This is a genomic window from Pantoea sp. PNT03, assembly GCF_014852515.1.
GTDB classification, from domain to species: domain Bacteria; phylum Pseudomonadota; class Gammaproteobacteria; order Enterobacterales; family Enterobacteriaceae; genus Pantoea; species Pantoea leporis.
Genome location: NZ_JACVBT010000004.1, coordinates 1 through 19,895, shown reverse-complemented (window position 1 = coordinate 19,895; position 19,895 = coordinate 1). Strand labels below are relative to the sequence as shown.

At 53.6% G+C, this 19,895-nt stretch carries 19 protein-coding genes, 1 tRNA gene and 2 rRNA genes; 15 read left to right on the top strand and 7 right to left on the bottom strand.

Going from position 1 to position 19,895, the window contains the following annotated elements; translation table 11 throughout:
• Nucleotides 1–5 precede the first annotated feature (5 nt).
• The 4 genes from mreD to csrD form a co-directional block, all read right to left on the bottom strand.
• Nucleotides 6–494, bottom strand: coding sequence for a rod shape-determining protein MreD (gene mreD / locus IB226_RS14620; RefSeq protein ID WP_101762839.1), 489 nt, complete (start codon nt 492–494; stop codon nt 6–8).
• On the bottom strand, nt 491–1,525 hold the full coding sequence (mreC, locus tag IB226_RS14615; protein ID WP_008101989.1) for a rod shape-determining protein MreC: 1,035 nt from the start codon (nt 1,523–1,525) through the stop codon (nt 491–493). The genes mreD and mreC overlap by 4 nt, the downstream gene beginning before the upstream one ends.
• Nucleotides 1,526–1,681: 156 nt before the next feature.
• Entirely contained in the window at nt 1,682–2,725 is a 1,044-nt protein-coding gene (mreB, locus tag IB226_RS14610; protein WP_007891976.1) for a rod shape-determining protein MreB, read from the bottom strand.
• Nucleotides 2,726–3,035: 310 nt separating this feature from the next.
• Nucleotides 3,036–4,982 (bottom strand): RNase E specificity factor CsrD, encoded by a 1,947-nt coding sequence (gene csrD / locus IB226_RS14605; RefSeq protein WP_137386621.1) that lies wholly within the window; start codon nt 4,980–4,982, stop codon nt 3,036–3,038.
• 324 nt (nt 4,983–5,306) lie between these two features.
• On the opposite strand from csrD, the gene msrP reads away from it, so the two are divergent.
• The 15 genes from msrP (at nt 5,307) to IB226_RS14530 (ending at nt 19,376) form a co-directional block, all read left to right on the top strand.
• Nucleotides 5,307–6,311, top strand: coding sequence for a protein-methionine-sulfoxide reductase catalytic subunit MsrP (gene msrP, locus IB226_RS14600; protein ID WP_101762837.1), 1,005 nt, complete (start codon nt 5,307–5,309; stop codon nt 6,309–6,311).
• Nucleotides 6,312–6,914, top strand: coding sequence for a protein-methionine-sulfoxide reductase heme-binding subunit MsrQ (msrQ, locus tag IB226_RS14595; protein WP_101762836.1), 603 nt, complete (start codon nt 6,312–6,314; stop codon nt 6,912–6,914). It abuts the gene before it with no gap.
• 232 nt (nt 6,915–7,146) lie between these two features.
• On the top strand, nt 7,147–7,599 hold the full coding sequence (gene aroQ / locus IB226_RS14590) for a type II 3-dehydroquinate dehydratase (RefSeq protein ID WP_101762835.1): 453 nt from the start codon (nt 7,147–7,149) through the stop codon (nt 7,597–7,599).
• A gap of 21 nt (nt 7,600–7,620) precedes the next feature.
• Nucleotides 7,621–8,091 carry an acetyl-CoA carboxylase biotin carboxyl carrier protein gene (gene accB / locus IB226_RS14585; protein WP_101762834.1) on the top strand — a complete coding sequence of 157 codons (471 nt, stop codon included), beginning with the start codon at nt 7,621–7,623 and terminating at the stop codon, nt 8,089–8,091.
• A gap of 11 nt (nt 8,092–8,102) precedes the next feature.
• Nucleotides 8,103–9,452, top strand: coding sequence for an acetyl-CoA carboxylase biotin carboxylase subunit (gene accC / locus IB226_RS14580; protein ID WP_008101999.1), 1,350 nt, complete (start codon nt 8,103–8,105; stop codon nt 9,450–9,452).
• Between the two features lie 72 nt (nt 9,453–9,524).
• A complete protein-coding gene (locus IB226_RS14575; protein WP_192236098.1) occupies nt 9,525–9,767 on the top strand; it encodes a YhdT family protein in 243 nt (80 codons plus the stop codon).
• On the top strand, nt 9,757–11,202 hold the full coding sequence (gene panF, locus IB226_RS14570) for a sodium/pantothenate symporter (RefSeq protein WP_192236096.1): 1,446 nt from the start codon (nt 9,757–9,759) through the stop codon (nt 11,200–11,202). Before IB226_RS14575 ends, panF begins: the two co-directional genes overlap by 11 nt.
• A gap of 11 nt (nt 11,203–11,213) precedes the next feature.
• Nucleotides 11,214–12,095: a 50S ribosomal protein L11 methyltransferase gene (gene prmA / locus IB226_RS14565; RefSeq protein ID WP_110867451.1), complete on the top strand. Its 882-nt coding sequence runs from the start codon at nt 11,214–11,216 to the stop codon at nt 12,093–12,095.
• A gap of 241 nt (nt 12,096–12,336) precedes the next feature.
• Entirely contained in the window at nt 12,337–13,026 is a 690-nt protein-coding gene (locus IB226_RS14560; protein ID WP_192236094.1) for a carbonic anhydrase, read from the top strand.
• A gap of 364 nt (nt 13,027–13,390) precedes the next feature.
• Nucleotides 13,391–14,356: a tRNA dihydrouridine synthase DusB gene (dusB, locus tag IB226_RS14555; protein WP_101762829.1), complete on the top strand. Its 966-nt coding sequence runs from the start codon at nt 13,391–13,393 to the stop codon at nt 14,354–14,356.
• Nucleotides 14,357–14,380: 24 nt separating this feature from the next.
• Nucleotides 14,381–14,677 (top strand): DNA-binding transcriptional regulator Fis, encoded by a 297-nt coding sequence (gene fis, locus IB226_RS14550; RefSeq protein WP_007891954.1) that lies wholly within the window; start codon nt 14,381–14,383, stop codon nt 14,675–14,677.
• 542 nt (nt 14,678–15,219) lie between these two features.
• Complete coding sequence (locus tag IB226_RS14545; RefSeq protein WP_101762828.1) at nt 15,220–16,245, top strand: amino acid ABC transporter substrate-binding protein; 1,026 nt, start codon at nt 15,220–15,222, stop codon at nt 16,243–16,245.
• A 66-nt stretch (nt 16,246–16,311) separates the two neighbouring features.
• Nucleotides 16,312–17,490 carry an amino acid ABC transporter permease gene (locus IB226_RS14540; RefSeq protein ID WP_110867453.1) on the top strand — a complete coding sequence of 393 codons (1,179 nt, stop codon included), beginning with the start codon at nt 16,312–16,314 and terminating at the stop codon, nt 17,488–17,490.
• 15 nt (nt 17,491–17,505) lie between these two features.
• Complete coding sequence (locus tag IB226_RS14535; protein WP_061720212.1) at nt 17,506–18,606, top strand: amino acid ABC transporter permease; 1,101 nt, start codon at nt 17,506–17,508, stop codon at nt 18,604–18,606.
• 8 nt (nt 18,607–18,614) lie between these two features.
• A complete protein-coding gene (locus tag IB226_RS14530; RefSeq protein WP_192236093.1) occupies nt 18,615–19,376 on the top strand; it encodes an amino acid ABC transporter ATP-binding protein in 762 nt (253 codons plus the stop codon).
• A gap of 156 nt (nt 19,377–19,532) precedes the next feature.
• Here the strand turns inward: IB226_RS14530 and rrf (IB226_RS14525) are convergent.
• From rrf (IB226_RS14525) to rrf (IB226_RS14515), 3 genes are all read right to left on the bottom strand, one after another.
• Nucleotides 19,533–19,648 (bottom strand): 5S ribosomal RNA (rrf, locus tag IB226_RS14525).
• Nucleotides 19,649–19,684: 36 nt separating this feature from the next.
• Nucleotides 19,685–19,760: transfer RNA gene (locus IB226_RS14520), tRNA-Thr, on the bottom strand.
• A 15-nt stretch (nt 19,761–19,775) separates the two neighbouring features.
• Nucleotides 19,776–19,891, bottom strand: a 5S ribosomal RNA gene (gene rrf, locus IB226_RS14515).
• Between the last annotated feature and the right edge of the window lie 4 nt (nt 19,892–19,895).

The following is a 19,895-nucleotide window of genomic DNA, read 5'->3' as shown; positions in this document are numbered from 1 at the left end:
ATTCCTTACTGAACAGCGAATTGACGGCGAATCTTTCTCATCAATAAGAATAGCCAGGGCCACAGGACGCCGTCGACCACGCTACTCCAGAAGATTTCCGGGCGGAAAGAGACGTTGATCACCAGGAATTCTGCCCAGAAAACAATCACATCCACCGCAAGGGACAGCACCATAACCATTAATGCCTGCTGCCACAACGCTAAGTTTCGGAATAACTGAAATTTAAAGGCCACCAGATACGCGATGATGCTAAAGGCTAATGCGCGCACGCCCAGCGTTGAACCCGCCACCAGATCCATAATGGCACCAAGACAAAAACCGGTGCCAACATTCACCCGATGCGGCAGCGCCAGCACCCAATAAATGAGGATCAGCAACAGCCATGATGGCCGGAACATATAGATCTGTTCCGGCCACGGCATGATTTGCAGGATGAGGGCAATCAGAAAGGACAGCCAGATAACCCATCGGCCCTGGCTGCGATATCGACTCAAGGCTGGCCTCCGCGTGTGTTCGCAGAATTCCCTTGCGAACGACTGCTGTTAGCGGGTTGCGGTGGCCCCATTTGCTGCGAAGACTGCAAAGTATCCGGTGCCGGTGGGCCCATTTCGCCTGCTGGCGGCAGCACCTGCGGCATCATCTGCATTAAACGTTCGTTGGCCACGCGGTGCACTTCGTCCGGTGCCATCGGTGCGACGCCGTTGCGATCCGCGCCCCACAGCAGCAGCAGATAGCGCAATCGCTGCAAGCCAGCGGCTGGACGCGCCTGAATCACCGTGTAAGCGCGCTGCGTATCGACTTTCACCGAAGAGACCACGCCAACCGGATAACCTTCCGGGAAGCGGCCGCCCAGGCCAGACGTGACTAACACATCGCCCACGCGAATATCGGTGTTGCCCGGTAGATGCTCCAGCTGCAGATCTTCGCTGCAGCCATTACCGGCGGCTATAACACGAATATCATTACGCAGCACCTGAATCGGCAACGCATGCGACGCGTCGCAAATCAGCAGTACGCGACTGGTCACCTGACCGACCGCGACCACCTGACCGACTACACCTTTATCACTGATCACCGGCTGGCCTTCGTAAACGCCGTTTACGCTGCCTTTGTCGATAACCACCTGATCGGTATAAGGATCGGTGCCGGTGGAGATCACCTGCGTCACCATCTTGTGCTCATCCTGGCGCAGCGGCGAGCCAAGCAGTTCGCGCAGACGCGCGTTTTCCTGCTTATATTGCCCCAGCATCAGCAAGTCACTGTTTTTCAGGAAGAGCTCACGGCGCAGTGCTTTATTTTCCAGTTCCAATTGCTGACGTGACGCCAGGGTTTCGGAAACGCCATCAAGAAGTTGTCTTGGCCCGTTGGCCAAAAAATAAAATGGACTGACCGATGTGTCCAGGTAGTTGCGGATCTGGGAAAAGGAGCTCACGCGGCTATCGGCGATAATAATCGCGATAGCCACAATGACTGCCAGAAAGAGGCGCAACTGCAGGGAAGGTCCCCTGCTAAAAATCGGCTTCATAAATTCTGCGTGTTCCTCGACATCAGGGAAGAAGCGTTAGCCTAAATCACCAACGCCTCAGGGCTGGACGCATTTCGCCGTCGTGCGTTGCAGCAGCAGCGTCAGCATAGGCGCTATTCCCTGCGCAATTTGACCAGGGCCTCAGCCGTTGAGGAATTACTCCTCGCTGAACAAATCGCCGCCATGCATGTCGATCATTTCCAACGCTTTACCACCGCCGCGTGCTACGCAGGTCAGCGGATCTTCTGCCACGACTACCGGAATACCGGTCTCTTCCATCAGCAGGCGATCGAGGTTACGCAGCAATGCGCCACCTCCGGTCAGCACCATACCGCGCTCGGAGATGTCAGAGGCCAGCTCTGGCGGGCACTGTTCCAGTGCAACCATCACCGCGCTCACGATGCCGGTCAGCGGTTCCTGCAGCGCTTCAAGAATCTCGTTCGAGTTCAGGGTAAAGCCACGTGGCACACCTTCTGCCAGGTTACGGCCGCGAACTTCAATCTCGTGTACTTCATCGCCCGGATAAGCAGAACCGATACCATGCTTGATACGCTCTGCAGTCGCTTCACCAATCAGTGAACCGTAGTTGCGGCGAACATAATTAATGATAGCTTCATCGAAGCGGTCACCACCAATACGCACAGAAGAGGAGTAAACCACGCCGTTCAGCGAGATCACTGCTACTTCAGTGGTACCACCACCGATATCCACCACCATAGAACCGGTTGCTTCAGAAACCGGCAGACCTGCACCAATCGCCGCCGCCATTGGCTCTTCAATCAGGAACACTTCGCGTGCGCCTGCACCCTGTGCAGATTCACGGATGGCGCGACGCTCAACCTGGGTCGCACCCACCGGTACGCAGACCAGCACACGCGGGCTTGGACGCATAAAGCTATTGCTATGCACTTGCTTAATGAAGTGCTGCAGCATTTTTTCGGTAACGAAGAAGTCGGCGATAACGCCATCTTTCATAGGACGGATAGCAGCGATGTTGCCCGGCGTACGGCCCAGCATCTGCTTAGCGTCATGACCGACAGCCGCTACGCTCTTTGGGGAGCCGGCACGATCCTGACGAATGGCAACCACAGAAGGCTCGTTTAACACGATGCCTTGTCCTTTCACGTAAATCAGGGTATTCGCGGTACCCAAGTCAATGGACAAGTCATTGGAAAACATGCCACGAAATTTTTTAAACATACTAAGGGATAATCCTGCAAGCTGGGGGCGGAAAATAAAATCCGCCTACTTTACCAACCACGCGAAGCCGCTACAAGGCGCAAAAACGTTCGGCTTCGGTGAAAAAATACGCTGAATACTTTTTTGGCCTGATCGTAGGGTCTTTTGCCGCAGTTAAATGGCGTTAACACGCCGTTTTAACCTAAATTGCCCCGGCGCTAGCCGGCGAATTTCGACATAAAATCTAACATTTCCAGCCGCCAGCATCGCGCGCTCCGGCACTAATAAGCGATAAAAACAGCCATCAGCCTGCACTTCGCGCGCTGAAGGTCTAAATTCGATAACGTTGCGAGTGTTTCTTTACATTACTGTTGACCGGCAACGAGGGCGCAAAGAAATCGCCCTGCCCGCCCGAAACACCTAATCCCGACAGCGTTTGCCACTCCGCGCGTGTTCGCACACCCGCGGCGAAAACTTGAGTTGGTGATGACTTACACACTTCCAGCAAGCTTTGCACAAACAGCTGGTTCTCGGTGCGTCGTTCAATATTGCGTACCAAACCCGGCGCAAGTTTAATCACTTCTATCGGGAATTGTTTGATATAAGCGCTGCTCACCACCGTCAAACCGGCCTGATCCACCGCAATGCGACAGCCAAATGCGGTTAACATGTGAAAAACCGGCACTAAACGGCTGATGTGTTGACAAACGTCGGCCTCAGCAAGTTCAAATAAAAAACGTTTTCTTTGCGATTTGCTGCACTGAAGCAGCAGTTTTTGCAGCCAGCGCTGAAAAGGCCGCTGCAACAGCGAATCAATATTCACGGGAAGTGCCAGAGTTTCGTCCGGCCACACCTCCGAGAGCGCCGCGATGCGCGTCACCAGTTGACGATCCCAGCTGTCAGTCATACCCAGCTGCAATACCAGCGGCATAAATTCAGCCGACACCACTTCTTTGTCGCCATCAAACACACGTGTCAGTAATTCACGATGATGGACTTTTCCATCCAGCAACACCGCCGGCTTTTGGTATAGACGCGGGCCACCACGATTGAGCGTGTTCTCCAGCAAGGTCCGCCAGCGCACACTGCCGCGCCCCATATCCAGCGTATTGCCTTCGCCAACCGACCAGCTATTACCGCCCTGCAATGCCGCACGCCGCGTAGCCATCTCCACATTTTCCATCACCTGCGACACGCTCTGACCGCTGCGCCACGCGCTGATTCCGATGTGGATCAAATCATCACGATCGACCATGCGCATCGGCGGCAGTGAATCGACGGCATTAATCAGTTGATCGGCAATGCTGTTGGCTTCTTTTAAAGTGCGATGCGGCAGCAAGACGGCGAAGTCACTGCGGAAATATCGCGCCAGCAGCGCGCCCGGATAGCGCAGCACAAAGGTCGACAGCATATTAATCAAATCAAACAGATACTCTTCCACCAGAGTTGGGCCGAGGGTTTCGTGCAGCATATCGAGGTCCGGCAGACGCACCATCATCACCACGCCGTGCGTGCCGACATCTTCCTGATCTTCCAGCAACGTCGCCAATTGGTTATCAAAGAACAAACGATTGTTCAGGCCGGTACGCGGATCCTGCGCCGCAAAGGTGCGAATTAAGGTATCGATGCGTAAACGCTGCTCGCCCGCTTCCTGCAAATCGCCCAGAAGCGCATCGATGGCGCGACTGGCTTTCGGCGGCCATTCCGCCGCATGGTCACCCTGCGAATGACGTTCACCGGTCAGAATGCGATCGGCGCGCGCTTCTAACTGTTCCATATCCTGCCAGCGCCGCTTGAGCCAACGGTTGGTCATGACCAGCAGCACGCACATGATCGCGACGACCGTAAACAGGACCACCAGCGTATAAGTGCCGGTAAAGGAGCGAAACAGCGTTTTGGCCGGATCCAGCACCACCACGCGCAGTTCGAGGCCCGGCGAATGCGTCAGGGGCAAATCGAACTGCACAAAGCGATTAGGCTCATCTTCTAACATCGGATTTTCATGGCGGGCTAAACTGAACACTAACGTATCGCCGTTCAGCAGTTGCACCTGTTCGGCATTGACCACCGGCATCATGCGCGTCAGCCACTGCGTGATTTCCTGCGGCGATTGTGAAGCCAGTGCTTTATCCACTTCAGTCGCCAGCGTTTGCATCCGCGTTTCCACGCGCTGCTGCGATAGCCAGATAAAACTAAAAGCGCAGCCCACCAGCATCAATATCATCGCCAGTAAACTTAATAAGGTAATAAACGCAGAAAATTTAGTTGTTAATCGCATCCCTGTGCCTGCATCACTGCGGTTATGAACGGTGTTAATCCGTCGGCGCCACGCTTACCCCTGGCGCAAACCTGAGCAAAATAGCACAAATCAAGGTGTGATTCAGCGCCAGACTGGCATCAAAATCGCACATAACACAGCATGATAAGCGCTACGGCGCGAGTATAGCGTTAAACCGTGATGGCCTGACTTTGCTATGGGCTTTTTCGTCCTATTCTCAAAGAGGGCGATGCGCCAGGAAATTTCACATTTTTCCCCGCAAGTTCGCGCCTGACACTGAAGTTGAGCATGCTGGTCATAATTTACTATTCACAGGAGAACGTCATGAACCTGAAGCACTTGCTCACAGAAGCCGACGTCACGCCAGAAAGCGTCTTTAATATGCGCCGCCGTCAGGTGCTGAAAGCGTTGGGATTAGGCGCAGCAGCAGCCAGTTTACCCGGCACCGCGCAAGCCGATGTGCTGAGCTGGTTTAAAGGCAATGATCGTCCGCCCGCGCCCGCTGGCCGTGATTTAGATTTTACTAAACCGGCTGAATGGCAAGCCGATTTGCCGCTCACGCCGTTTGATAAGGTGTCAGGTTATAACAACTTCTATGAATTTGGCCTTGATAAAGCCGATCCTGCTGCCAACGCTGGCACGCTGAAAACCGATCCGTGGAAGCTGCGTATCGAAGGCGAAGTTGCCAAACCGATCACGCTGGATATGGATGACATCTTCAAGCGTTTTGCCATGGAGCAGCGCATCTACCGCATGCGCTGTGTCGAAGCCTGGTCGATGGTAATTCCGTGGGTCGGTTTTGAACTCAACAAGCTGCTCAAACTGGCTGAACCCACCAGCAATGCGCGCTTTGTGGCGTTTGAAACGCTGTACGCACCTGACCAAATGCCGGGTCAGAAAGATCGCTTTATCGGCGGCGGGCTGGATTATCCCTATGTGGAAGGCTTGCGGCTTGATGAAGCGATGCATCCGCTGACGCTGCTGAGTACCGGCGTGTATGGCAAAGCGCTGCCGCCGCAGAATGGCGCACCGATTCGCCTGACGGTGCCGTGGAAATATGGCTTTAAAGGGATTAAATCGATTGTGAAGATTACGCTGACGCACGATCGCCCGCCAACGACCTGGAGCCAGATCGCCGCCAATGAGTATGGTTTCTACGCCAATGTGAACCCGCATGTGAATCATCCGCGCTGGTCGCAGGCAACCGAGCGCTTTATCGGTGCGGGCGGCATTCTGAAGGTTGATCGCCAACCTACGCTGCTGTTCAACGGCTACGCGAAAGAGGTGGCGTCGCTGTATCGCGGCCTGGATTTACGGGAGAACTATTGAGTGCGCCTCTCTTTACGTCACATCACTGCGTTGAAAGTCGTGCTGCATCTGGCGGCTTTTCTGCCGTTTGTGTATCTGTTTATGGCAGCGAGTCAGGGCTGGCTGAGCGCTGATCCGGCCAAAGATATCCAGCATTTTACCGGCAGAATGGCGCTTAAGTTGCTGCTCGCCACGCTGCTGGTCAGCCCGCTGACACGCTACCTGAAACAGCCGCTGCTGATTCGCACTCGCCGCCTGCTCGGCGTGTGGTGTTTCGCCTGGGCCAGTTTGCACCTTACCAGCTACTACCTGCTGGAACTTGGCTACGATCATCTGCGTTTACTCGGCAGCGAGCTGGTTTCGCGTCCTTATTTGTTACTGGGGATGATCAGCTGGATTATTCTCTTCGCCCTCGCCATCACCTCATTCCAGCGCATGCAGCGCAAACTGGGTCGTCGCTGGCAAACGCTGCATAACGGCGTCTATCTGGTCGCGATCCTCGTGCCGATACACTATATCTGGTCAGTGAAAGTGCTCTCCCCTCAGCCGGTGATCTACGCCGTGCTGGCCATTGCGCTGTTAGCGTGGCGTTACAATAAGTTGCGTAAACTTCTCCCCAGATAATCCCCGCACGGTTGTGTTCCTCCCGCGAGATCTGTTAAAAAGTGTGGCCTTCGGGCCGCATTCGATCAACTTCGCAGATAAGACCAGTATTTTGCTGCGAATGTCGACGAAACGGATATAATGCCCGGCTTTATTGCAAGCGAAGTCTGGTTTTTCATCCGCAAGGGTGACAAACGCGAGATGTCGCGGTATTTTACGCGATGCCTTACTGATTGCAGGAGATAGCAGCAAGATGGCGCACAAATTTCACATACTGCTTTTGAACGGTCCCAACCTGAATCTACTGGGAACGCGCGAGCCTGATAAGTATGGTCACACTACGCTGGCGCAAATCGTCGGCGATCTGACGCAACAGGCCGATCAGCACCATGTGAAATTGAGTCATTTGCAATCGAACGCAGAGTTTCAGTTGATTGACCGTATTCACGAAGCCCGCGGCAACGTGGACTACATCATCATCAATCCTGCTGCGTTCACGCATACCAGCGTTGCACTGCGTGATGCCCTGTTGGCGGTTAGCATTCCTTTTATTGAGGTGCATCTCTCGAACGTGCATGCACGCGAACCGTTCCGACATCACTCCTATCTTTCCGATGTATCTGCCGGCGTCATCTGTGGACTTGGCGCTGATGGATACGCGTGGGCTTTACAAACGGCAGTAAAACGCCTGTCACATTCCAATTAAACAGAGTACGGAACCACACTCATGGATATTCGTAAAATTAAGAAACTGATCGAACTGGTTGAAGAGTCTGGCATCTCCGAGCTGGAAATCTCCGAGGGCGAAGAGTCCGTTCGTATCAGCCGTTCACCTGCAAATGCCGGCTACCCAATGATGCAGCAGGCTTATGCTGCGCCAATGATGCAGCAGCAGCCTGCGCTGTCTACCGCGGTGGCGCCTGCCGCACCGGTTGCAGCAGAAGCCGCTAAACCAGAAATCAGTGGCCACATCGTGCGTTCACCAATGGTCGGCACTTTCTATCGCACGCCAAGCCCAGACGCGAAAGCTTTCGTTGAAGTTGGCCAGAAAGTGAATGCCGGCGACACCCTGTGCATCGTTGAAGCGATGAAAATGATGAACCAGATCGAAGCCGACAAATCCGGCGTTGTGAAGGCGATTCTGGTCGAAAGCGGCCAACCGGTTGAATTTGACGAGCCGCTGGTCATCATCGAATAACGAGGCGAAGCATGCTGGATAAAATTGTCATTGCTAACCGTGGTGAGATCGCGCTGCGCATTCTGCGTGCCTGCAAAGAGCTGGGCATTAAGACTGTTGCCGTGCACTCCACCGCGGACCGTGACCTGAAGCACGTGCTGCTGGCAGACGAAACCGTCTGCATCGGCCCGCCACCTTCAGTCAAAAGCTACCTGAACATCCCGGCACTGATCTCCGCCGCTGAAATTACCGGCGCGGTCGCGATCCACCCGGGTTACGGCTTCCTCTCTGAGAACGCCGATTTCGCCGAGCAGGTTGAGCGTTCAGGCTTTATCTTCATTGGCCCGAAAGCCGACACCATTCGCCTGATGGGCGACAAAGTGTCTGCCATCACCGCCATGAAGAAAGCGGGCGTGCCCACCGTGCCAGGTTCTGATGGCTCGCTGACCGACGACATGGAAAAAAACCGTGCCTTCGCTAAGCGCATCGGTTATCCGGTGATCATCAAAGCCTCCGGCGGCGGCGGCGGTCGCGGTATGCGCGTAGTGCGCAGCGACAAGGATCTTGAGCAATCCATTAACATGACGAAAGCGGAAGCCAAAGCGGCTTTCAACAACGACATGGTTTACATGGAGAAGTACCTCGAGAATCCACGCCACATCGAAATTCAGGTGCTGGCCGACGGCCAGGGTAACGCGATCTATCTGGCGGAACGTGACTGCTCAATGCAGCGTCGTCACCAGAAAGTCGTCGAAGAAGCGCCAGCGCCAGGCATCACGCCGGAACTGCGTCGCTACATCGGTGAGCGCTGCTCTAAAGCCTGTATCGATATCGGCTATCGCGGTGCAGGTACCTTCGAGTTCCTGTACGAAAACGGTGAGTTCTACTTCATCGAGATGAACACCCGTATTCAGGTGGAGCATCCGGTGACTGAGATGATCACCGGCGTCGATCTGATCAAAGAGCAGCTGCGTATTGCTGCTGGTCAGCCGCTGTCGATCAAACAGGAAGACGTGGTGATTCGCGGTCATGCGGTTGAATGCCGTATCAACGCCGAAGATCCCAACACCTTCCTGCCAAGCCCAGGCAAGATCACCCGTTTCCACGCGCCGGGCGGCTTTGGTGTACGTTGGGAATCGCATATCTATGCCGGTTACAGTGTGCCACCGTACTACGATTCCATGATTGGTAAGCTGATTACCTACGGTGAAAACCGTGACGTGGCAATCTCGCGCATGAAGAATGCGCTGGCGGAACTGATCATCGACGGCATCAAGACCAACATTGAGCTGCAGATGAAAATCATGTCCGACGAAAACTTCCAGCAGGGTGGCACCAATATCCACTATCTGGAGAAAAAACTCGGCCTGCAAGAGAAGTAATTGCAGCGCAGAGCAAAGCAGAGGCCGGTTAACTCCGGCCTTTTTCATTTTTGTCGCCTTTGAGGTTACATAATGGATTGGCGTTTTTTACAAGCGAACAAAGAGGCGCGCTGGTCACTTTATCTGACGCTGGCCTACCTTACCGTTTGGGGACTTTCTGCCTGGCTGGGCGGCAATGAGATCGGCTTGTTTGGCTTACCAAGGTGGTTCGAGCTTTCGTGTCTGTTCGCCCCGCTGCTGTTTATTGTGTTGTGCTGGCTGATGGTGCGCGTGCTGTTCCGCGACATGTCGCTGGAGGATAACGATGGACTCTGAAATCATTCTTCCGCTGTTGGCCTATCTGGTGCTGATCGCCGCGCTGTCGGTGTTTGCCATGCGCAAGCAGCGTCAGGGCAACTTCCTGAGCGAATACTTCCTCGGCAGCCGTTCGATGGGCGGCTTTGTGCTGGCCATGACCATCACCACCACATATATCAGCGCCAGCTCGTTCATTGGCGGCCCCGGCGCAGCCTATAAATATGGCCTTGGCTGGGTGCTGCTGGCGATGATTCAGGTGCCTGCCGTCTGGCTTTCGCTTGGCGTGTTAGGCAAGAAATTCGCCATTCTGGCGCGTCGCTACAACGCCGTGACGCTCAACGACATGTTGTATGGCCGCTACGGCAGCACGCTGCTTATTTGGCTCTCCAGCATCAGTTTGTTGGTGGCGTTTATCGGCGCAATGACCGTGCAGTTCATTGGCGGTGCGCGCCTGCTGGAAACAGCGGCCGGCATTCCTTATGACACCGGCCTGCTGATCTTCGGCGGCACCATCGCGCTCTACACCGCTTTCGGTGGCTTCCGCGCCAGCGTGCTGAACGATGCGATGCAAGGTTTGGTAATGCTGATCGGCACCTTCCTGCTGCTGTTTGCAGTGATTCACCACGCTGGCGGATTAGCCTCCGCAGTGACCAAACTGCATGATATCGATCCGCAGCTGACCTCACCGGAAGGCGTGGGCAATGTCATCAACCCAACCTTCCTCAGCTCGTTTGCCGTGCTGGTGTGTTTCGGGGTGATTGGCCTGCCCCACACCGCGGTGCGCTGTATTTCCTATAAAGACAGCAAAGCCATGCATCGTGGTATTGTGCTCGGCACCATTGTAGTGGTGATCCTGATGCTTGGTATGCATCTGGCCGGTGCGCTGGGACGCGTAATTTTGCCCGATCTCACCATCCCCGATCGCGTGATTCCTACGCTGATGATTACCGTGTTACCGCCCATGGCGGCGGGCGTATTTCTTGCGGCGCCGATGGCGGCCATTATGTCGACCATTAACGCGCAGCTGCTGCAATCCTCCGCTACGCTGATCAAAGATCTTTACCTGCGTATTGCTCCGCAGCACAGTGAAAATGAAGCGCGCCTGCGCATGTTGTCAGGCACCATCACTTTTGTGCTCGGTGTGCTGCTATTGCTGGCAGCGTGGAATCCGCCCGATATGATTATCTGGCTGAATCTGCTGGCATTTGGTGGACTTGAAGCGGTATTTCTGTGGCCGCTGGTGCTGGGTTTGTACTGGGAGCGCGCCAACTCCACCGGTGCGATCAGCGGCATGCTGGTCGGCGCGGGATGCTATACGCTGCTTGCCAGCCTGAATATTGAGTGGTGGGGCTTCCACCCGATCGTTCCGTCATTGACCTTAAGCCTGCTGGCCTTCCTGGTGGGCAATCTGTTTGGCCGCACGCCTGCAAAGCATGCCGCGGCACTGGAATAAAGAGAAACGCTATGCCTTGGATTCAAATCAAAATTAACAGCACCGGCGAAAACGCCGAAACCCTGAGCGATGCGCTGATGGAGGTTGGCGCGGTGTCGGTCACTTTTCAGGACACGCACGACAATCCAGTGTACGAGCCGCTGCCGGGCGAAACGCTGCTGTGGGGCGATACCGATGTCATCGGCCTGTTCGACGCTGAAACCGAGATGAGCGATGTGGTGGCCGAGTTAAGCCAGCATCCGCTGCTGGGATCCGCGTTTCGCCATAAGATCGAGCAGATCGAAGATAAAGACTGGGAGCGCGAATGGATGGATAACTTCCACCCGATGCGTTTCGGTGAGCGTCTGTGGATCTGCCCAAGCTGGCGCGATGTGCCGGATCCAAATGCCGTCAATGTGATGCTGGATCCGGGCCTCGCCTTTGGTACCGGCACGCATCCTACCACATCGATGTGTTTGACCTGGCTTGATGGCCTGGATCTGCAGGGCAAAACGGTGATCGACTTTGGCTGTGGCTCCGGCATTCTCGCTATCGCTGCACTGAAATTGGGCGCGGCGCAGGCGATCGGCATTGATATCGATCCGCAGGCGATTCAGGCCAGCCGTGATAACGCCGAGCGTAATGGCGTCTCTGAGCGTCTGGCGCTCTATCTGCCCCACCAGCAGCCGGAAAACTTGCAGGCTGACGTGGTGGTCGCCAACATCCTCGCGGGTCCGCTGCGTGAGCTGGCACCGCTGATTAGCGTGCTGCCGAAAGCCGGCGGTCATCTTGGATTGTCCGGCGTGTTAGCGAGCCAGGCTGAAAGCGTGTGCGAAGCCTACGCCGAGCGTTTTGAGCTCGACGCGGTTGCAGAGAAAGAAGAGTGGTGCCGCATCACCGGCGTACGCCGCTAACCTGCCCGCTTGCCAGTCGGGCTAACTGACTGGCAAGCCGTACTATTTTTCTGAGACCCGTCTCAAAGCGCCAGCCCTTCTCATCCCTTGCCGTTTCTTTACATTTCAGTCATTACAATCCTGCTCCAGGCGATAGCGCTATCCCTGCTGGCAATGCCTTTGATGGCATTTCACTTCGATAAATCGCTGAAAGTAATGGATGATGAAAAAGAAACTTTGTTTATTCGCTCTGCTGACAAGCATGGCATCGTATGCGCACGCTCACAGCTCAAACTGGTCTTATGAAGCGCCGGATGAATGGGGCAATCTGCACGCCGATTATCACACCTGTAAAAGCGGTGTGAACCAGTCGCCTGTCGATATCCGCAAGGTGGTGAATGGACAATTGCCGCCGCTAACGTTGAGCTATCAAGCTAAACAAAAATCCATCATCAATAACGGTCACACCATCCAGATCAACGTCAAAGATGGCGATGCGCTGGCGCTGGATGGCGAAGCTTATACGCTGCGTCAGTTCCACTTCCATACGCCGAGCGAAAATCTGATTGATGGCAAACGCTTTCCGCTGGCCGCGCATTTCGTCCATGCCAGCGAAGAGGGACATCTGGCGGTGGTTGGCGTGATGTTTGAAGCCGGGGCGGAAAACCCTGCGCTGGCGGAGATCCTGCGTGAACTGCCACCTGAAGTTAACAAAGAGGCGGCGCTGCAACAGCCACTCAATCTCAGCGCTTTGATTCCGGGTCAAAAGAACTACTATCGCTTTAGCGGTTCGTTGACGACGCCACCTTGTACTGAAGGTGTGCGCTGGTTAGTGATGAAGCAAACTGTTTCGGCATCAACTGAACAGCTTAAAACGTTCGCCAAACGGTTAGGTGAGCATGGCAACAGTCGCCCAGTACAGCCGCTGAATGGTCGCGTGGTTATTGAATAGTAGCCTGATGTCTGAGGTTATATCTGTCACTCCTCCACGACGTAGGTTTCTGGGGAGTGACGCTAACCCTACGTGACTAAGTAGTTCAATTAATAATCATAATGGCGTCATTTCTTTCGCTAATTACTGGAAGAAGCGGTTTTTATGTTGTGATTTCGGTCATGTTTTGAGAAAAATTTTTGTACACAATTTCAGCATATTTTTTTAATCTCATGAATTATAAAGATTAATAACTCATCCCTTACTGGATAACGCTATTTCCGTGCTCTGTGAGAGCGAATTGTTCAAAGTTTGGCCTTTCATCTTCTTTAAAAAATGCGTAATATACGCCGCCTTGCGAACAGTTAGGGTCACTTCTTTTTTCATGCGCATTGGACAACATCAGCTACGTAATCGACTCATTGCTGCGCCTATGGCCGGAGTATCCGATAAGCCATTTCGCACCCTGTGTTACGAGAACGGCGCCGGTATGACTGTCTCCGAGATGCTGTCGTCGAACCCGGAAGTTTGGGCCAGTGACAAATCCCGTTTGCGCATGGTGCATAGTGACGAGCCTGGTATCCGCGCCGTGCAAATTGCCGGTTGCGATCCTGATGAGATGGCTGCTGCCGCGCGCATTAATGTGGCGTCTGGCGCGCAGATTATCGATATCAACATGGGCTGCCCGGCCAAAAAAGTGAATCGTAAGATGGCAGGTTCAGCGCTGCTGCAACATCCGCAACTGGTGGAGTCGATTCTCACCGCGGTGGTTAATGCAGTGGATGTACCGGTTACGCTGAAAATTCGTACCGGCTGGGACAAAGAAAATCGTAATTGTGTAGAGATTGCCCAATTGGCTGAACGCTGTGGCATTCAGGCTCTCACCATTCATGGCCGCACGCGCGCCTGTTTGTTTGAGGGATTTGCTGAATACGACAGCATTCGGACAGTTAAGCAGAGCGTTTCCATTCCGATTATTGCGAATGGCGACATTACTGACCCGCATAAAGCCAGAGCGGTGCTCGACTATACCGGAGCCGATGCTCTTATGGTTGGCCGTGCCGCTCAGGGAAGACCGTGGATCTTCCGGGAAATCCAGCATTATCTGGACACAGGGGAGCTGCTGGCACCGAAGCCGCTGGCTGAAGTGAAGCAAATGCTGATTGGACATATACGGGAGCTGCACGACTTTTACGGTCAGCGCAAAGGATACCGTATTGCCCGAAAACACGTTTCCTGGTATTTGCAGGAAAGTGCTCCTGATGACCAGTTTCGGCGCACATTCAACGCCATAGAGGATGCCAGCGAACAGCTGGAGGCGTTGGAGGCATACTTCGAAAATCTTGCGTAAACGAAATAAAGAGCTGAAAGAACTATGTTCGAACAACGCGTAAATTCTGACGTACTCACCGTTTCTACCGTTAACTCTCAGGATCAGGTGACCCAAAAGCCACTGCGTGATTCGGTTAAACAGTCACTGAAGAACTATTTTGCTCAACTGAACGGTCAGGATGTGAGTGATCTGTATGAGCTGGTATTGGCAGAAGTCGAGCAGCCTCTGTTGGACATGGTGATGCAGTACACCCGTGGCAACCAGACCCGTGCAGCTCTGATGATGGGTATCAACCGCGGTACCCTGCGTAAGAAGCTGAAAAAATACGGCATGAACTAATCTGTTCGTTGCTGCGATAACGCCAGCCTTGCGGCTGGCGTTTTTGTTTCTGCTGCCGGTAATTTCCTGAGGTTAAAAACGCATGAAACAATTGGCGCGATAATGGTAACGATAGTTGCAATTGCAGCAGTGATATCCTATCCCTCTTAGCAACGCATTTCCCCTCACTTTATTACGCGCTCACTTATCCTTTCATCACCCTTCAGCCCGCTTTCTCTGTGATCCTCAACCGCTTCGGCCGTAAGCGTGCAAACTCATACATCCACTCCTGAGCGTTAGCTCACACTGCTTCCATATAGTGAAACTTTTTGCACTATTTGTGATCGTGTCGTCTCGTCATGCTGCCTTTTGGTGCGCCATATTAGCCAGAATCTTCTGAGTGCTTCAGTTTATTAAAAGATCTTTCCAGAGAATTCAGGATTCTGCAAACCTGGCATCAGGTTTGCAGAGTTGTGGATGGCTAACCACCACAGACAGAAAACAGCGCACATTAAAGTGCGCGCAAACATAACAACACACGATATCGCCACACAGGATGCTTTATGAAAAAGATGATGCTTTCCACTCTGGTCGCTGCAGCCTCGCTGTTAGCCGTTGCTCAACAAGCGCACGCTGGCACCACGCTGGATGCCATTAAGAAGAAAGGTTTTATACAGTGCGGCATCAGTGACGGCCTGCCTGGCTTCTCTTATGCTGACTCTAACGGCAAATTCACCGGTATTGACGTGGATGTATGCCGTGCAGCCGCTGCCGCAGTATTTGGCGACGCAACTAAAGTGAAATACACCCCGCTGACCGCGAAAGAACGCTTCACCGCGCTGCAGTCTGGCGAAGTAGACATCTTATCTCGTAACACCACATGGACCTCATCACGCGATGGCGGCATGGGCTTCCTGTTTGCAGGCGTGAACTATTACGACGGTATCGGCTTCCTGACGCACCAGAAAGCCGGTCTGAAAAGTGCTAAAGAGTTGGATGGCGCCACCGTGTGTATTCAGGCCGGTACTGATACCGAGCTGAACGTGGCTGACTACTTCAAAACCCATAAAATGCAGTACACCCCCGTGACCTTCGACCGCTCTGACGAATCCGCTAAAGCGCTCGACAGCGGCCGTTGCGACACCCTCGCGTCTGACCAATCTCAGCTGTATGCGCTGCGTATCAAACTTGGCAAGCCAGACGAGTTCATTGTACTGCCAGAAGTGATCTCGAAAGAGCCGCTGGGGCCCGTGGTACGTCGCGGTGATGACGATTGGTTCACCATCGTCAAATGGTCGCTGTATGCCATGCTGAACGCGGAAGAGATGGGTATCAGCTCTAAAAATGTCGATGACATGGTAGCGAAACCGACTACGCCGGATATGGCACATCTGCTGGGCGCGGAAGGTGACTTCGGTAAAGACCTGAAGCTCGATAACAAGTGGGCTTACAACATCATCAAACAAGTGGGTAACTATCAGGAAGTGTTCGACCGTAACGTCGGTAAAGACAGCGCACTGAAAATTAAGCGCGGCCAGAATGCGCTGTGGAATGCGGGCGGCATCCAGTACGCTCCGCCAGTTCGTTAATTCCATTCTGCCAGTCGGGCACCGCATCCTGCGGTGCCCACGCGTAATCTTCACTGAGGTTTTAACATGTCGCAACGCCCAACCGTAAAAAGGGATTTTTCGTTCGGTAATCCTACGGTTCGCGCCTGGCTTTACCAGATCGTCGCGATTGTTGCCGTGCTTGCTGTGGTGGGATATTTAATCCACAACACCGTAATCAATCTGGCCAATCGTGGCATCACTTCCGGATTCGGGTTTCTGGATCGCAGTGCCGGCTTCGGCATCGTCCAGCACCTGATCGATTACACCGAAGGCGACACCTATGCGCGCGTGTTTATGGTGGGGTTGACCAATACCCTGCTGGTTTCCGCGCTCTGTATTGTTTTCGCTTCGATCCTTGGCTTTGCCGTGGGCCTGGCTCGCTTGTCTGAGAACTGGCTGCTGCGCAAGCTTTCAACCATTTATATCGAGACCTTCCGTAATATCCCTCCGCTGCTACAGATCTTTTTCTGGTACTTCGCGGTACTGCGTAACCTGCCCGGCCCGCGTCAGGCACTCAACGCTTTTGATTTGGCATTCGTCAGCAATCGCGGTTTGTATATTCCGTGGCCCGAGTACGCACCTGGCACATGGCCATTCCTGATCGCGCTGGCGTTAGCGGTGCTGGGTTGCATGGCGCTGTTCCGCTACAACCGTAAGCATCAGTTAAAAACCGGCCAACTGCGTCGCACCTGGCCGGCTGCGGTTGGGTTGCTGATTCTGCTGCCGCTGATTGCTCATACCTTGTTTGGCGTTGCCATGCATTGGGATGTGCCGGAACTGCGTGGATTTAACTTCCGTGGCGGTTTCGTGATGATCCCTGAGCTCGCCGCGTTGACTCTCGCGCTGTCGGTTTATACCTCATCGTTCATCGCCGAAGTGATTCGTTCCGGTATTCAGTCGGTGCCACACGGTCAAAGCGAAGCCGCACGTTCGCTCGGTTTACCTAATCCAGTGACCATGCGTCAGGTGATCATTCCGCAGGCAATGCGTGTGATTATCCCGCCACTCACCAGCCAGTACCTCAACATCGTGAAAAACTCATCGCTGGCGGCCGCTATCGGCTATCCAGATATGGTTTCGCTGTTTGCCGGTACCGTGCTGAACCAAACCGGTCAGGCGATAGAAACCATCGCGATTACCATGGCGGTTTACCTGATTATCAGCCTGATCATTTCACTGCTGATGAACCTCTACAATCGCAAAATTGCGCTGGTTGAGCGTTAAGAGAACGGGATCATTATGTCTGTTACTACACATGAAACACCGCCGATTCCGACCAATCCACTTAGCAAGGCTTGGCTCTGGGCACGCAAAAATCTGTTCTCCAGCTGGCTGAATACATTGCTGACGTTGTTCAGCATCTGGCTTATCTGGAACGTGATTCCTCCGGCACTGAACTGGCTGGTATTTCAGGCTAACTGGATTGGTGAGACGCGCGCAGACTGTACCAAAGAAGGCGCATGTTGGGTGTTTATCCATGCACGCTTTGGCCAGTTTATGTATGGGCTCTATCCGCATGAACTGCGCTGGCGCATCAACCTGTCGCTGGTCATCGGCTTGCTCTCGATTATTCCGATGTTCATCAAATCAATGCCGCGTCGCGGTCGCTACATCGCTTGTTGGGCGGTGGTCTATCCGATTGTGGTTTGGTTCCTGATGTACGGTGGTTATTTCGGTTTAGAGCGCGTAGAGACTCGCCAGTGGGGCGGCCTGACATTAACGCTGATCATCGCTTCAGTGGGGATTGCCGGCGCGCTGCCGTTGGGGATTTTACTGGCGCTGGGACGCCGCTCTGAAATGCCGGTGGTGCGTACACTTTCGATCATCTTCATTGAGTTCTGGCGTGGTGTACCGCTGATCACCGTGCTGTTTATGTCGTCGGTGATGCTGCCACTGTTTATGGCGGAAGGTACTACCATCGACAAACTGGTACGTGCGTTGGTTGGCGTGATTTTGTTCCAGTCTGCGTATGTCGCGGAAGTGGTGCGCGGCGGTTTGCAGGCGCTACCAAAAGGCCAATACGAAGCCGCTGAATCTCTGTCGCTGGGCTACTGGAAAACCCAGATGCTGGTGATTTTACCGCAGGCGCTCAAGATGACCATTCCCGGCCTGGTGAATACCATCATTGCGCTGTTTAAAGATACCAGCCTGGTGATCATCATCGGCTTATTCGATCTCTTCAGTAGCGTGCAGCAAGCCACCGTTGACCCAACCTGGTTGGGTATGTCGACGGAAGGCTATGTATTTGCTGCCATGGTTTACTGGATTTTCTGTTTTAGCATGTCGCGCTATAGCCAGTATCTGGAGAAGCGTTTTCACACCGGGCGTGCATCGCACTGAGGTTTAACATGACACAAACTATGACTAATGCGGCTGATGCCATGATGATTACACTCGAAAACGTTAACAAATGGTACGGTCAGTTCCATGTATTGAAAGACATCAATTTAAAAGTAAAACCACGCGAACGTATCGTACTGTGCGGACCGTCCGGTTCGGGTAAATCGACCACTATTCGTTGTATCAATCACCTCGAAGAACATCAACAAGGACGCATCATGGTGGATGGCATCCATCTCAATCACGATGTGCGTAATATTGAACGAGTTCGAACCGAAGTCGGCATGGTTTTCCAGCACTTTAATCTTTTCCCGCATCTTACCGTTTTGCAAAACTGTACGCTGGCACCGATTTGGGTACGCAAAATGCCGAAGAAAGAAGCAGAAGAGCTGGCCATGCATTACCTTCAGCGTGTACGCATTGCTGAGCATGCGCATAAGTTTCCTGGCCAGCTTTCAGGTGGTCAGCAGCAGCGTGTGGCGATTGCCCGTTCACTCTGTATGAAGCCGAAAATTATGCTGTTTGATGAACCAACCTCCGCGCTCGATCCCGAGATGGTTAAAGAAGTACTCGATACGATGATTGGCCTGGCAGAAGATGGCATGACCATGTTGTGCGTTACCCATGAGATGGGATTTGCGCGTACGGTGGCGGATCGTGTGATCTTCATGGATCGGGGTGAAATTGTCGAAGAAGCCCCGCCTCAGGAGTTCTTTGCCAATCCGAAATCAGAACGTACACGTGCGTTTCTGTCACAGGTTATTCATTGATATCCAGTGAGTAAGATTAAGAAACGCCTCTGCTGAAAAGCAGGGGCTTTTTTTATAACTGCAATTTGAATTGGGTTAGGTTTGTGAGTGACAGCTGAAGGTTTCTGATGCATACAAAAAAGCCCTGAACTTTCGTTCAGGGCTTCTGTGTTTGATGCCTGGCAGTTCCCTACTCTCGCATGGGGAGACCCCACACTACCATCGGCGCTACGGCATTTCACTTCTGAGTTCGGCATGGGGTCAGGTGGGACCACCGCGCTAAAGCCGCCAGGCAAATTCTGTAATTTACCGAACTCACGCTTTAAAACTGGTGCTGATACCCAGAGTCGAACTGGGGACCTCACCCTTACCAAGGGTGCGCTCTACCAACTGAGCCATATCAGCACACTTTAATTTGATGCCTGGCAGTTCCCTACTCTCGCATGGGGAGGCCCCACACTACCATCGGCGCTACGGCGTTTCACTTCTGAGTTCGGCATGGGGTCAGGTGGGACCACCGCGCTAAAGCCGCCAGGCAAA

Coding starts and splice junctions, on each gene's coding strand:
- mreC (WP_008101989.1), bottom strand. CDS start 1,525: ATGAAGCCGATTTTTAGCAGGGGACCTTCCCTGCAGTTGCGCCTCTTT.
- mreB (WP_007891976.1), bottom strand. CDS start 2,725: ATGTTTAAAAAATTTCGTGGCATGTTTTCCAATGACTTGTCCATTGAC.
- csrD (WP_137386621.1), bottom strand. CDS start 4,982: ATGCGATTAACAACTAAATTTTCTGCGTTTATTACCTTATTAAGTTTA.
- msrP (WP_101762837.1), top strand. CDS start 5,307: ATGAACCTGAAGCACTTGCTCACAGAAGCCGACGTCACGCCAGAAAGC.
- aroQ (WP_101762835.1), top strand. CDS start 7,147: ATGGCGCACAAATTTCACATACTGCTTTTGAACGGTCCCAACCTGAAT.
- accB (WP_101762834.1), top strand. CDS start 7,621: ATGGATATTCGTAAAATTAAGAAACTGATCGAACTGGTTGAAGAGTCT.
- accC (WP_008101999.1), top strand. CDS start 8,103: ATGCTGGATAAAATTGTCATTGCTAACCGTGGTGAGATCGCGCTGCGC.
- IB226_RS14575 (WP_192236098.1), top strand. CDS start 9,525: ATGGATTGGCGTTTTTTACAAGCGAACAAAGAGGCGCGCTGGTCACTT.
- panF (WP_192236096.1), top strand. CDS start 9,757: ATGGACTCTGAAATCATTCTTCCGCTGTTGGCCTATCTGGTGCTGATC.
- prmA (WP_110867451.1), top strand. CDS start 11,214: ATGCCTTGGATTCAAATCAAAATTAACAGCACCGGCGAAAACGCCGAA.
- IB226_RS14560 (WP_192236094.1), top strand. CDS start 12,337: ATGGCATCGTATGCGCACGCTCACAGCTCAAACTGGTCTTATGAAGCG.
- dusB (WP_101762829.1), top strand. CDS start 13,391: ATGCGCATTGGACAACATCAGCTACGTAATCGACTCATTGCTGCGCCT.
- fis (WP_007891954.1), top strand. CDS start 14,381: ATGTTCGAACAACGCGTAAATTCTGACGTACTCACCGTTTCTACCGTT.
- IB226_RS14545 (WP_101762828.1), top strand. CDS start 15,220: ATGAAAAAGATGATGCTTTCCACTCTGGTCGCTGCAGCCTCGCTGTTA.
- IB226_RS14540 (WP_110867453.1), top strand. CDS start 16,312: ATGTCGCAACGCCCAACCGTAAAAAGGGATTTTTCGTTCGGTAATCCT.
- IB226_RS14535 (WP_061720212.1), top strand. CDS start 17,506: ATGTCTGTTACTACACATGAAACACCGCCGATTCCGACCAATCCACTT.
- IB226_RS14530 (WP_192236093.1), top strand. CDS start 18,615: ATGACACAAACTATGACTAATGCGGCTGATGCCATGATGATTACACTC.